The organism is Stenotrophomonas sp. YJH_SMC_25, from assembly GCF_059369595.1.
Window position 1 is genome coordinate 285,333 of the sequence record NZ_JCAFSV010000005.1, and the last position, 13,034, is coordinate 298,366.

13 protein-coding genes are annotated in these 13,034 nt (G+C 67.9%); 12 read left to right on the plus strand and 1 reads right to left on the minus strand.

From position 1 onward, the window contains the following. The first annotated feature begins 65 nt into the window (after positions 1-65). Positions 66-1,481 (plus strand): GGDEF domain-containing protein, encoded by a 1,416-nt coding sequence (locus AC5P7E_RS09450; protein WP_329761609.1) that lies wholly within the window; start codon positions 66-68, stop codon positions 1,479-1,481. An 82-nt stretch (positions 1,482-1,563) separates the two neighbouring features. Here the strand turns inward: AC5P7E_RS09450 and AC5P7E_RS09455 are convergent, their stop codons facing one another. Then, a complete protein-coding gene (locus tag AC5P7E_RS09455; RefSeq protein WP_062606842.1) occupies positions 1,564-2,781 on the minus strand; it encodes an MFS transporter in 1,218 nt (405 codons plus the stop codon). A 75-nt stretch (positions 2,782-2,856) separates the two neighbouring features. Between AC5P7E_RS09455 and AC5P7E_RS09460 the strand changes: the two genes are divergently transcribed. The 11 genes from AC5P7E_RS09460 to AC5P7E_RS09510 all read left to right on the plus strand — a co-directional run bounded on the left by AC5P7E_RS09460 (position 2,857) and on the right by AC5P7E_RS09510 (position 13,032). Next, on the plus strand, positions 2,857-3,306 hold the full coding sequence (locus tag AC5P7E_RS09460) for a winged helix-turn-helix transcriptional regulator (RefSeq protein ID WP_062606841.1): 450 nt from the start codon (positions 2,857-2,859) through the stop codon (positions 3,304-3,306). A 73-nt stretch (positions 3,307-3,379) separates the two neighbouring features. Next, positions 3,380-4,507 (plus strand): metallophosphoesterase, encoded by a 1,128-nt coding sequence (locus tag AC5P7E_RS09465; protein ID WP_062606839.1) that lies wholly within the window; start codon positions 3,380-3,382, stop codon positions 4,505-4,507. Positions 4,508-4,638: 131 nt separating this feature from the next. Then, positions 4,639-5,322 (plus strand): response regulator, encoded by a 684-nt coding sequence (locus AC5P7E_RS09470; protein ID WP_076739576.1) that lies wholly within the window; start codon positions 4,639-4,641, stop codon positions 5,320-5,322. Then, positions 5,319-6,698 (plus strand): sensor histidine kinase, encoded by a 1,380-nt coding sequence (locus AC5P7E_RS09475; protein ID WP_005412674.1) that lies wholly within the window; start codon positions 5,319-5,321, stop codon positions 6,696-6,698. Before AC5P7E_RS09470 ends, AC5P7E_RS09475 begins: the two co-directional genes overlap by 4 nt. Positions 6,699-6,777: 79 nt before the next feature. Continuing rightward, the gene (locus AC5P7E_RS09480) at positions 6,778-7,614 is read left to right on the plus strand and encodes an alpha/beta hydrolase (RefSeq protein ID WP_005412675.1); all 837 of its coding nucleotides are present in this window, start codon (positions 6,778-6,780) and stop codon (positions 7,612-7,614) included. Between the two features lies 1 nt (position 7,615). Beyond that, positions 7,616-7,975: an EamA family transporter gene (locus AC5P7E_RS09485; RefSeq protein ID WP_012479558.1), complete on the plus strand. Its 360-nt coding sequence runs from the start codon at positions 7,616-7,618 to the stop codon at positions 7,973-7,975. Next, positions 7,972-8,370, plus strand: coding sequence for a DMT family transporter (locus tag AC5P7E_RS09490; protein ID WP_005408666.1), 399 nt, complete (start codon positions 7,972-7,974; stop codon positions 8,368-8,370). Before AC5P7E_RS09485 ends, AC5P7E_RS09490 begins: the two co-directional genes overlap by 4 nt. Positions 8,371-8,380: 10 nt before the next feature. After that, positions 8,381-9,583, plus strand: coding sequence for a DegT/DnrJ/EryC1/StrS family aminotransferase (locus AC5P7E_RS09495; protein ID WP_043035540.1), 1,203 nt, complete (start codon positions 8,381-8,383; stop codon positions 9,581-9,583). Between the two features lie 174 nt (positions 9,584-9,757). Beyond that, complete coding sequence (locus AC5P7E_RS09500; protein WP_005408664.1) at positions 9,758-10,474, plus strand: MtnX-like HAD-IB family phosphatase; 717 nt, start codon at positions 9,758-9,760, stop codon at positions 10,472-10,474. A 63-nt stretch (positions 10,475-10,537) separates the two neighbouring features. Then, on the plus strand, positions 10,538-11,938 hold the full coding sequence (locus AC5P7E_RS09505; RefSeq protein WP_005408663.1) for an aspartate aminotransferase family protein: 1,401 nt from the start codon (positions 10,538-10,540) through the stop codon (positions 11,936-11,938). 29 nt (positions 11,939-11,967) lie between these two features. After that, entirely contained in the window at positions 11,968-13,032 is a 1,065-nt protein-coding gene (locus tag AC5P7E_RS09510) for a GNAT family N-acetyltransferase (protein WP_062606836.1), read from the plus strand. The last annotated feature ends 2 nt before the right edge of the window (positions 13,033-13,034 follow it).

Here is a 13,034-nt window from a genome sequence, read left to right on the forward strand (position 1 = left end):
CCGCCATCAACCGTATGCCGCCGCGGCCGATACCCGTGGTTTGCCGTACGCAGTCAGAGATCGACGTGGAACCACCCCAACTGGACGATGCCAGCCAGCCGCTGGCCGAGGCCTGGCAGCAATGCCTGCTACAGGCCGGCCCTGCCGCCACCGCGCTGCTCAAGGCCGCTGCCTCCGATGCCCCACCCGCGCTGGCCCAGCGCTTTTACGAAGTGCTGCTGCAGGACGAGCGCGCACGCCGCTTCCTGTCCCACGACCAGGTCAAGCAGCGCCTGCAGCCGGCCATGCAGCGCTGGCTGGTACAGCTGCTGACCACCGACACCGCTGGCATCGCCACCACGGTCGCCTCGCAGCGGGTGATCGGCGACGTACACGCACGGGTCGGCATCCCGGTCGACCTGGTGACGCGCGGTGCGCGCGTGCTCAAGCACGAGCTGTTCGTGCGCCTGCGCGACGACGCGCCCGACAGCGCGACCGCGTTCGCCGCCATCGCCTGCCTCAGCGCGATCATGGACATCGCCATGGAAGGCATGACCCTGGCCTACACCCATGCGCGCGAGCGCTCCACCCGTGCCGACGCCGCCTACCGGCTGTTCTCGCTGGTACAGAACGTCGGTACCGAACGCGAGCGCCAGCGCGCATTGCTGCTGGACTGGGAGAACGCCCTGCTCTACGCCCTCGCCGGCCACGTGCAGGCCAGCGACAACGCCAGCCTGGCCACCTCGGAGTTCGGCCTGTGGTTCACCCACAAGGGCATCCCCAGCTTCGGCGAAAGCAGCGAAACGCAGCAGGTGGGCCAGTTGATGGCCCGCATTGACGGCCACCTGCAGCGCGCGAGTGGCGATGCTCCGGCGCAGCGACTGGCGGTGCTGCCGGCCATCCGCGAGGACCTGGCCGCCATCCGCACCCTGATGACGCTGCTGTTCGAGCGCATCGGCGAACTGGATGCCGGCAGCGACGCGCTGACCAACCTGCTCAACCGTCGCTTCCTGCCCACCGTGCTGCGCCGGGAAATCGAGCTGGCCACGCGCAACCGCACACCGTTCTCGCTGCTGCTGCTCGACCTAGATCATTTCAAGGCAATCAACGACGGCCATGGCCACGATGCCGGCGACCGTGCGTTGCAGCACGTGGCCGGCCTGCTCGGCCAGCTCACGCGTGGCAGCGACTACCTGTTCCGCTATGGCGGCGAAGAATTCGTGGTGGTGCTGGTGGCGGCCAGCGAATCACAGGCGACCGTGATCGCCGAGAGCCTGCGCCGGCAGATCGCGCAATCGCCCGTTGCGCTGGCCAATGGCCAGGTGCTGGAGCTGACCGCCAGCATCGGCGTGGCCGGTCACGATGGTCATCCGGACTACGAGCGGTTGATGGCACGTGCCGACGCCGCGATGTACGAGGCCAAGCGCAGCGGCCGCAACCGCGTGGTGGTCGCCAGCGCGGACCTGCAGGAAGCCCCGGGGCGGCGTGCACTGCGGCGATGACGGCAGGACAGGTAGAGTCGACCGCTGGTCGACTATCGCGCGCAGCGCGGGATTTTTCGCCGTCGGAACGAAGAGCAGTCGACTAACAGTCGACTCTACCGGTTCGCGCGCCAGCCGCTGCTTTCACCGCCCCCACCCGCCATGCTGCCCACCACAGCAGCGCCAGCAACGCGATGCCTGCCCCCAGCAGGCACACAGCGGGCCAGCCATGCCGCACCTGCATCCAAGGCCCCGCCGCCGCTCCCGCACCGCTGCCCACCGCATAGAACAGCATGTACAACGCCACCAGGCGCCCATGCTGTTCTGCCGGTGCACGCAGCAACGATGCCTGGTTCGAGACATGCAGTGCCTGGCCGCCCAGGTCGAGCACGACCACACCCAGCAACAGCAAGGACAGCGAATGCGGCAGGCCCAGCAGCGGCCACCACGCGACCAGCATCAACAACAGCGCGCCGAGGCTGACCCGATGCGCGAAACCACGGTCCATCCAGTGTCCGACCCGCGCCGCCATCAGCGCACCGACCACGCCGGCCAGGCCGAGCGCGCCGATGGCTGCGGTTGACCAGTGCAGCGGCGGTGCCGACAGCGGCAAGGGTGCCGCCGCCCAGAACACATTGAGGCCGGCAAACAGCAGCAATGCCAGCGGCCCGCGCTCGCGCAGCGTTCGATCGCGGCGCAGCATGCCCTGCATCGAGCCCAGCAGCTCGCGCCAGCGTGGAGGGACCGACGGCACCGGTACTGCGGGCAGGCGCCGCCACAGCAGCGCCGCCAACGCTGCCATCACCACCGCTGACAGCAGGTAGACCCTCTGCCAGCCAAAGGCCGCCGCCACCGTACCGGACACCACGCGCGCCAGCAGCAGGCCGATGAACACGCCGCCCTGCACCACACCGACCACGCGACCGCGCTGCTCGGGCGGTGCCAGCATGGCGGTATAGGCAATCAGGCCCTGGGTCAGCGCGGTGCCCAACAGGCCTGCCAGCAGCATGCCCGACAACAGCCAGCTCGCCGTGCGTGACGCCGCCAGCCACAACAGGGCCAGCACCAGCGCGATCAACTGCAGCCGCAGCAGGCGTCGCCGGTCGCCGCAGTCCGCCAGCGGCAGCAGGCCAAGCAACGCCAGCACGCTGCCGGCCTGGGTGGCAGCCAGCACTGCGCCGGCCACGGCCCGGTCCATCGCAAAGGCGCGTGCAAGCTGATCCAGCAGCGGCTGCGCGTAGTAGACGTTGGCGACGCTGGCGCCGGCGGCAGCCGCAAGCAGGACCAGCAGCGGGCGGGGAAGCGATGTGGCACTCACCATATGGTTGCAATTTGAAACCAGATGCAGGCTATCGCCATTGGTTTTAAACTGCAACCACATTCGGAGATACCCAGCATGCACGCCGACAGCCCCTGCCCTGTAGCCCGCAGTGCCGACCTGCTCGGTGACCGCTGGGCATTGCTGGTGATCCGCGACGCCTTCGACGGCATCACCCGCTTCGGTGATTTCCAGCGCAGCCTCGGCGCGGCGCGCAACATCCTCAGCGACCGCCTGCGCCGGCTGGTCGAGGCCGGCATCCTGCAGCTGCAGCCAGCCTCCGATGGATCGGCCTACCAGGAGTACGTGCTCACCGCCGCAGGCCTGGAACTGTTCCCGCTGCTGGTCGCACTGCGCCAGTGGGGGGAGCGCCATCGCTTCGGTGCAGGCGAAGCCCATTCGCAGCTGATCGAATTGGCGACGCGGCGGCCGCTGCCCTACATGCAGCCGCGCGGGCGCGATGGCCAGCCGCTTCAGCCCACTGCCACCCGCGTGCGCAAGCTCAAGGGCGACGGGCGCGACACCTGATCCGCCCATTCGCGCACACCGACGGACGCCCGCGCCGGTTAGCATCGGATGTTTCCGCCGCTGGATGCCGCCGATGTCGCGCTGTCGCCCTTCCCTGCTGACCGCCCTGCTGTTGCCGCTGCTGGCCTGCGCCACAGCAACCACGCAGGCCCGTGAGGTTGCCGCGCCCGCCGACCACGTGCAGGCCGATGGCCCCTATGTGTTCCGCCAGGGCAACCAGCTGCAGGCCAGTTGGATCTGCGACGACAAGGTCGAGTCGCACACACTTGCCACGCAGGCCGCAGGCGCCGACATCGCCCCGCGTTGCGGCTACGAACACAGCGTGCACGTGGCCGCCCCGAATGCACCTTCGGTCTCCGTGCTGCCGGCCGTGCCGCGCATCGTGGCGCTGTCCGACATCCACGGCCAGTACGGGCTGCTGGTGCGCCTGCTGCGTGCCCACAAGGTCATCGACGCACAGGACCGCTGGGCGCTGGGCAAGGACACCCTGGTCATCGCCGGCGATGTGTTCGACCGCGGCCCGCAGGTAACCGAAGCCTTCTGGCTGCTGTATGGCCTGCAGCAGCAGGCGGCCGCCGCCGGCGGCGCGGTGCACTTCGTGCTCGGCAACCACGAGACCATGGTGCTGTACGACGACCTGCGCTACGTCAACCCGAAATACCTGCGCAGCGCCCAGCTGCTCGGCCGCAGCTACCCGCAACTGTATGGCGCCGACTCGGTGATCGGCCAGTGGCTGCGCACCCGCCCGGTGCTGCTGAAGATCGGCGATACCCTGTTCCTGCACGGCGGCATCTCGCCCGAGGCGGTGCAGCTGGCGCTGGACCCGGCACGCACCAACGCGGCCTACCAGGCCTCGCTGGGCCTGCCCAAGGCCGAAGTGAAGGCCGACCCGGCCACCGCACCGCTGTATGACGGCAAGACCAGCCCGATCTGGTACCGCGGCTATTTCGATGGCCGCCTCGACACCGCGGGTGTGCAGGCTGTGCTCGACCGCCTGCAGCTCAAGCGCATCGTGGTTGGCCATACCTCGATGCCGCACGTCAGCAGCTTCCACGGCGACCGCGTGATCGCCATCGACAGCAGCATCAAGAACGGCGAGAACGGCGAACTGCTGTTCATCGAGGGTGGCAAGCTCAGCCGTGGCCTGCTGGATGGTTCGCGGGTGCCGCTGGCGCTGGGTGAGCCGGGCCTGCAGGACTGAATGGAGGGACAGCGCGACGGTGCCGGGAGGTGCCGGCGCGCTCCACCTGCAGCCGGTTTGCGGCTACCCTCGGCAGCCGAGAGGCCCACCCCGTCCATCCGGTGGGCCTGACCGTTACAGGAGCCCCGCGCATGCGCGTTCTGATTGCTGAAGACGACCCGGATATCGCCTCCGGCCTGTGCGCCTCGCTGCGCCGGCAGGGGCACGTGGTCGACCACGTCGACAACGGTGCGCACGCCGATGCTGCACTGGGCTCGACGCAGTACGCGCTGCTGGTACTGGACCTGGGGCTGCCGCAGCTGGATGGCCGCGACGTGCTGCAGCGCCTGCGCCAGCGCGGTGATGGCCTCGCAGTGCTGGTGGTGACCGCCCGTGACGGCCTGGCCGAGCGCGTGCGTGTGCTCGACCTGGGTGCCGATGACTACCTGGTCAAGCCGTTCGCGCTGGACGAGTTCGAAGCGCGCGTGCGCGCCCAGCTGCGCCGGGTCACCAGCAATGGCAACCCGGACCTGCGCATCGGCCGCCTTCGCATCGACCTGGCCGGGCATCGGGTGTGGATCGACGACCAGTCGCTGGAACTGACCGCACGCGAGTTCGGCCTGCTGTCGGCACTGGCAGTGCGCGCCGAGCGCATCGTGTCACGCGCGCAGTTGGTGGAAGCGCTGTGCGACTGGGGCCAGGACCTGACCGACAACGGTCTGGACATCGCCCTGCACCGCCTGCGCCGCAAGCTGCAGCCCGGCGGCATGGGCATCCGCACCGTGCGCGGGCTGGGCTACATGCTGGAAGACGTGCAGGACGACAGCACCCCGTGATCAGTGGACCGCCCAGCCTGCGCCGGCGCCTGCTCGCCTTCCTGGCGCTGCCGATGCTGGGTCTGCTCACCTTCAACACGATCCTGGCCTACTACGTTGCGCTGGACTATTCCAACCGCATCCACGACCGCAACCTGATCGACGACACGCATTCGTTCGCGCAGATGCTGAGCACCATGCCGGTGACCAGCGACCTGTCGCCGCAGGCGCGCTTCCTGATCGAGTACGACCCCGACGGCCATCGCTACTTCAACGTCGACAGCAGCCGCATGGGTACGCTCAGCGGCAATGCCGACTTCAGCCCGTATGCCCCTTCTCAGGACTGCACCGGCGTGCATCCGGCGCTGTACGACGGCAACCTCAATGGCCAGCAGGTGCGCATGGCCACGGTCTGCACGCAGGCGATGAACGATCCGCAGGACCAGCTGGCGGTGACCGTGGCCGAGAGCATGGCCGACCGCCGACAGCGGGCGCGCGAGATCCTGATGATCATCATCCCGCTGATGACCATGCTGGCGCTGGGCACCGCAGCACTGGTCTGGTTCGGCGTGACCTACGGCCTGCGCATCCTCACGCCGCTGAGGACCCGCCTGGCGCAGCGCCGTGGCGAACTGGCACCGATCTCCGACGCCGACGTACCGGAGGAGATCCAGCCACTGATCAGCACCATCGACGATCTGTTTGCCCGCCAGGCGGAAATGATCACCCTGCAGAACCGCTTCATTGCCGATGCCGCGCACCAGCTGCGTTCGCCGCTGGCGGGCATGGCCCTGCACGTGGACCAGGCGCTGGCACACGGTGACCCCGATACGGTGCGCGAGGCGCTGCAGCACATCCGCCGGCTCAACCAGCGCACTGCCCGGGTCAGCACCCAGCTGCTGGCGCTGAGCCGGGCGCAGACCGTGCCCGATACCGTGGAAGCACTGGACCTGTGCGAGCTGGTGCCGCAGTGGGTTGGCATGCGCGTGCCGGAGGCGATCCGCGATGGCATCGACCTCGGCTACCGCGGCAGCCCCCATCCGCTGCGTGTGCTCGGCAACGGCGCCATGCTGCAGGAGGCGCTGGACAACCTGATCGACAACGCCCTGCGTTATGCCGGCCGCAATGCGACCGTCACGGTGGGCGTGCACGCGCTGGACGACAATGATGTCGAACTCTATGTGGAAGACAACGGCCCCGGCGTGCCCGACGACGTGATGCCACGGCTGGGCGAGCGCTTCTTCCGGGCGCCGGGCACCGCTGCCAGCGGCACCGGCCTCGGCCTGGCCATCGCGCACGAGGCGGTAGAGCACTTCGGCGGCCGCCTGAGCTTCCTCAACCGCCCGGGCGGGGGGCTCAAGGTCGCCATCACGCTGCCGCTGCTGAAGGCCCCCTGACCCGGCCCGGCGCGCTGAAAGGCTGGTGAAAATCGCGCTTGCGATCCTGCCATCCCCACTGCCGTCCCGGAGCCGCCAGGTGACCGAATCGCACGACTTCTTCCTCCCCGGTGGCCCCCAGGGCGTGCTGCTGGTCCATGGCCTGACCGGCACCCCGGCGGAAATGCGCATGCTGGGCAAGGGCTTGAACAATGCCGGCTTCACGGTGCACGGCGTGCAGCTGCCCGGCCATTGCGGCACCGTGGATGACCTGCTGGCGACCACCTGGGAACAGTGGTACCAGGGCGTGGAAGATGCGGCGGCCGCCCTGCGCGGCAAGGTCGACCAGCTGTTCGTGGGTGGCCTGTCGATGGGCGCGGTACTCTCGCTGGCGTTGGCGGCACGTCGCCCGGAGTGGGTGTCCGGCGTGGGCGTGTACGGCGCCACTTTCCGTTACGACGGCTGGAACATTCCCGCCGTGGCCCGCTTCTCGTTCCTGCTGCCGTGGTTCAAGCGCTTCAACATCGGCCGCGACCGCATGTTCATGGAAGAACCGCCGTACGGCCTGCGCGACGAGCGCCTGCGCGCGCAGGTCAGCGCCGCCATGCTGTCCGGCGACAGCGCCGCCGCCGGCCTGCCGGGCAATCCCTGGCATGCGCTGGCCGAGATGCGTGCGCTGAGCAACTGGACCCGCCGCCACCTGCACCAGGTCACCGCACCGTGCCTGGTGATGCACGCCCGCGAAGACGATGTGGCCAGCATGGGCAACGCTGAGCTGGTGATGTCGCGGGTCAGCGGCCCGAAGGAACTGGTGGTGCTGGAAGACAGCTACCACATGATCACCATCGATCGCGAACGCCGCGATGTGATCCGTCGCAGCGCGCGCTTTTTCACCGAGATCGGTGAACGCACGGGCGTGCTCAAGGCGGTGGCCTGAGATGGGGGCACTCGCCACCCTGCTGTGGCTGGCCAATGTGGTACTCGATACCGGTGGCCAGCTCGCCTTCAAGGCCGCCGCCAGCGATCCGCAGGAAGGCGAAGGACTGCAACGCTGGAAACACATGCTCAGCCGCCCCTGGCTGTGGATCGGCATCGCCTGCTACGTGCTCGAGTTCGTGGCCTGGATTGCGTTCCTGTCGCTGGTGCCGCTGTCCAAGGGCGTGCTGCTGGGCTCGATCAACATCGTTGCGTTGATGATCGCCGGTCGTTTCCTGTTCCGCGAGAAGCTCACGCCGCTGCGGGTGACCGGCATGCTGCTGGTCACCGCGGGCGTGGCGGTGGTGGGGGCCGGCTCATGAGGCGCCTGTATGTGATCGGTTTCCCGCTGCTGATGGCCTTCGACACGCTGGCCCAGCTGTGCTTCAAGTACGCCGGTGACGCCGCGCTGCCGGTCGAGGCCAACACCGCCTGGCTGCTGCGCGTGCTGTCGCAGCCGTGGGTGTATGGCGCCATCCTCGGCTACGTGGGTGCGTTCTTCACCTGGATGAGCCTGCTGCGCCATGCGCCGATCGGCCCGGCGTTCGCGGCCTCGCACCTGGAAGTGATCAGCGTGCTGCTGCTGTCGGCGTGGCTGTTGAACGAGCCACTGACCCTGCACCATCTGCTCGGTGCGGTACTGATCGTGGCCGGCATCGTCTGCCTCGGCCGCGCTGAAGCGGACGACCCGCACAGTCCCGCCGAAAGCGCGTCGTGAGTGGGCTGCGATGAGCCTGTTCGCGCGCGAACTGCCACCTACCGCTGGCCTGCCGATTCAGGCCAGCGATTTCCTGCCCGGTGGTGGCGACCTGCGCGAAGTCCTGGCCAGCCAGCTCGGCACACCGCCACTGCAGCTGACCTGTTCCGGCACGCACGCACTGCTGATCGCGCTGCGTACGCTGCGCAAGCGCGCGCCAAGGCGCGACACCGTGATCATGCCGGCCTATACCTGCCCGCTGGTGCCGATCGCGGTGCACAGCCTGGGCCTGCGCGTGCAATTGTGCGACACCCGTCATGGCCACTTCGATTTCGACCCTGGCCAGCTCAAGCGCCTGGCCGATGCACGCACGCTGGCGATCCTGCCCACTCACCTGGGCGGGCGCATCGCCGATGTCGAGCTGGCCTGCGAGGTTGCGCGCGGCGCCGGCGCCTGGGTGATCGAGGATGCCGCGCAGGCGCTCGGCGCACGCGTTGGCAACACCAGTGTCGGCCTGCGCGGCGATATCGGATTCTTCAGCCTGGCCGCCGGCAAGGGCCTGAGCCTGCACGAAGGCGGCCTGCTGGTCAGCCGCGATGACGAACTGCGTGCCGCGCTGGCCGAACATGCCGTCCAGCACGTTCGCTCCAGCCTGCGCTGGGAGCTGCTGCGCAGCGTGCAGTTGATCGGCCTTGCTGCCTGCTATCGCCCTTCGCTGCTGTCGCTGGTGTATGGCAATCCATTGCGCAGTGCGCTTCAACGCGACGATCTGGAAGAAGCGGTCGGTGACATTTTCCCGCTTGATATACCGCAGCACCGGGTCAGCCACTGGCGGCAGAACATCGGCGCGCATGCCGCGCGGCGCTTGCCGGCGTTCCTGCAGGCCGGTCGCCTGCGTGCGTTGCAGCTGCGCGTGCAGCTGGCACAGCTGCCAGCCGTTGAGGTGGTCGACGGCCTCGCCGGCAGCGGTGGCACCTGGCCACTGCTGATGCTGCTGCTGCCCAGCCAGCGCGCCCGCGATGCCGTACTGAAGGACCTGTGGCCACGTGGTCTCGGCGCCAGCCGCATGTTCATCCATGCCCTGCCCGGCTACGCGTACCTGCGCGGCATCGTGCCGCAGGACGACATGCCCAATGCACGCGACTTCGCCGCACGCATGCTGACCCTTGGCAACAGCGCCTGGCAGACCCGCGAAGAGACTGCCGAAATACTGCAGGTCCTGGCCCGCGCCTGACCCGAACGTGCACGCGTGGCCTGCCCTCCGCGCATTCACCCGTGCACCTTCCTGAACGTTTTCCCAGCCTGTCAGAAGAGCCTTTCAACAGGAAAGGAACGAGAAAGGCGGCCTGCCTACATTGAGCCTGCCCCGGCACCGGGCCGGGCGTTTCTTTCATCGACGGACCTGCCCATGCACTGGAGCATCCTGTGTGACTTCGACGGCACCATCAGCCTCGAAGATGTCATCGACTCGCTGCTGGAAAAGTACGGCCAGCCGGGCTGGCAGGAACTGGAAGACCAGTGGAAAGCGGGAAAGATCGGCTCGCGTGAATGCATGCAGGGCCAGGTGCGGCTGCTGAAGCTGGACCCGGCCACGCTCGACGCGCACCTGGACCAGGTACAGATCGACCCGGGCTTCGCCGCCTTTGTCAGCCGTGCCGAACAGCTGGGCCTGCCGCTGCGCATCGTCAGTGACGGCCTGGACTATGCGATCCACCGCATCCTGGCCAACCACGGCCTATCGCAGCTGCCGGTGGTGGCCAACCACCTGCGCTGGTGCGAAGACCATTGGGAACTGGAGTCGCCCTACCAGGCCGAAGGCTGCCGCAGTGGCACCTGCAAGTGCACCTGCGCCGCGCAGGCGCGCGCCAACGAAGCACCGCGCGTGCTGATGATCGGTGACGGCAGCTCGGATTTCTGCGTGTCCGAAGACGCCGACTTCGTGTTCGCCAAGCGCCGCCTGATTACCCATTGCACGAATGCCGGCATCGAGCATGCCGCCATCGACACCTTCCACGATGCAGTCGCACTGTTGCCGCGCCTGCTCGATGGCAGCCTGCTGCAGCCACGTCGCATCGACGCCCGCCCGCAGCCCGCCGCACTGCCCCCGCTGCTGGCCACCGCCTGAGTACTCCCTCCAAGCACGCTCCCCCGTCGCCCCTTTCGAACGTCCTTCACGGAACCGAACTGCATGAACATTTTTGACAAGAACGCCGACGCCGCTGCCTCCGACGCGCAGCTGCTGGCCGACGAAGCCCGCTACAGCTCCTTCGGCGATACCGTCCACTACGTCGACCCGCCGAAGATCTTCCAGCGCGGCGAAGGCAGCTACATGTTCGACGGTGCGGGCGTGCCCTACCTCGATCTGCAGATGTGGTACTCGGCCTGCAACTTCGGCTACAGCAACAAGCGCCTGAATGACGCGCTGAAGGACCAGATCGACACCCTGCCGCAGGTCGCCAGCCAATACCTGCATCCGACCCGCGTGCAGCTGGCCAAGACCATTGCCGTGGACATGCACGAAAAGTTCGGCCTCGACGGTCGCGTGCATTTCAATGTCGGCGGCGCGCAGGCCATTGAAGACTCGCTGAAGATCGTGCGCAACGCGCGCGGCGGCAAGAGCCTGATGTTCGCCTTCGAAGGCGGCTACCACGGCCGCACCCTGGGTGCCTCGTCGATCACCTCCAGCTACCGCTACCGCCGCCGCTACGGCCACTTCGGCGAGCGCGCGATGTTCATCCCGTTCCCGTACCCCTTCCGTCGCCCGAAGGGCATGACCCCGGACGAGTATTCCGACCACTGCGTGTGGCAGTTCGAGCGCCTTTTCGAAAGCGAGTACAACGGCGTGTGGGACCCCAAGGTCGGCCAGGCCGAGTACGCCGCGTTCTACGTCGAGCCGATCCAGGGCACCGGCGGCTACGTCATTCCGCCGCGCAACTTCTTCACCGGCCTCAAGCGCGTGCTGGACAAGTACGGCATCCTGATGGTGGTCGATGAGATCCAGATGGGCTTCTGGCGTACCGGCAAGCTGTGGTCGATCGAGCATTTCGGCGTGACCCCGGACGTGCTGGTGTTCGGCAAGGCGCTGACCAACGGCCTGAACCCGCTGTCGGGCCTGTGGGCACGCGAAGAGCTGATCAACCCGACCGTGTTCCCGCCGGGTTCCACCCACTCCACCTTCAACTCCAACCCGCTGGGCACCCGCCTGGGCCTGGAAGTGTTGAAGCTGGGCAAGGAAATGGACTACGAGCGCACCGTACCGGAAAAGGGCGCGTACTTCCTCGACGGCCTGCGTGGACTGCAGAAGCGCCACCCGGAAATCGGCGACGTCGACGGCCTGGGCCTGGCCCTGCGCGCCGAAATCTGCCAGGCCGACGGCTACACCCCGAACAAGGAACTGCTGGACCGCATGGTCGACATCGGCCTGGCCGGTGACCTCCTGCACGACGGCAAGCGCATGGGCCTCGTGCTCGACGTGGGTGGCTGGTACAAGAACGTGATCACCTTCGCGCCGTCGCTGGACATCAGCTACGAAGAGATCGACCTGGCGATCACCCTGCTCGACCAGGCGCTGACCAAGGCCAAGGGCTGAGGCTGGATGCGCTGCCGGTTCCCGTGCCGATGGAGATGACGTCACGCGCATCCAGCACCGCGCTGGAACCGGCCGCGCTGCTGGAGGGTTTCCTGGCCCACCCGCCGCTCGGATTCGAGGCAGGCCGCCTTCCCAGTGGCCTGCCGACCTTCCGTGCGCCGCTGGACCTGACCACCACGATGGACGACGCGCTGCGCAGCAAGCTGCTCGGTCTGCCGCTGTCGCGCCTGTGGCGGCCATGGATCACCTGGAAGACCCGTTTCGTCGGTGCCACCAGCACCGAGTACACCCCGCTGCCGGCGCACGTGGCGCCGGAGGCGCTGGCCGAGGACGTGACGCGTCACGCGATCGGCGATACCCGGCTGCTGGTGGTCAAGGACCTGGCCATCGATTCACCGCTGCTGGACGACGCGGCCAACGCGCACAGCGCGGCGTTCCTGCAGGCCTTGCTGGCGCGCGGCTTCGTTGAACTGGAAGGCATGCCGCTTGCCTGGGTGGCGATCGATTTCGATTCGCTCGATGGCTACCTCGGCCGCCTGTCGCCCTCGCGCCGCAAGAACATCCGGCGCAAGCTCCGTTCGCGTGATGACCTGCAGATCGACTGCATCGCCACCGGCGATCCGGCCCTCGCCGACCCACGGCTGCAGGCCGAGCTGTATGCGCTGTACCTGGGCGTGTATGCGCAGAGCGCGGTGCATTTCGACCAGCTCGACCTGACCTATTTCCAGTACCTGCTGGCCGACAGCCAGGGCCAGGGACGAATGTTCCTGTACCGCCACCAAGGTCAGCTGATCGGCTGGAACCTGTGCTACATCCACGCCGGAAAGCTGGTGGACAAGTACATCGGTCTGGCCTACCCGCAGTCACGCGAGCACAACCTGTACGCGGTGAGCTGGATGCACAACCTCGAGTACGCGCTGCTGCATGGCCTGAGCCACTACGTGGCCGGCTGGACCGACTCGCGGATCAAGGCCGAACTGGGCGCCCGCTTCACCTCCACCCGGCACGCGATCCACGCCCGTTCCCCGCTGCTGCGCACTGCCCTGCGCAAGCTGGCGCCGCATCTGCAGGGCGAACCTGATGGAGGCGGTTGAAC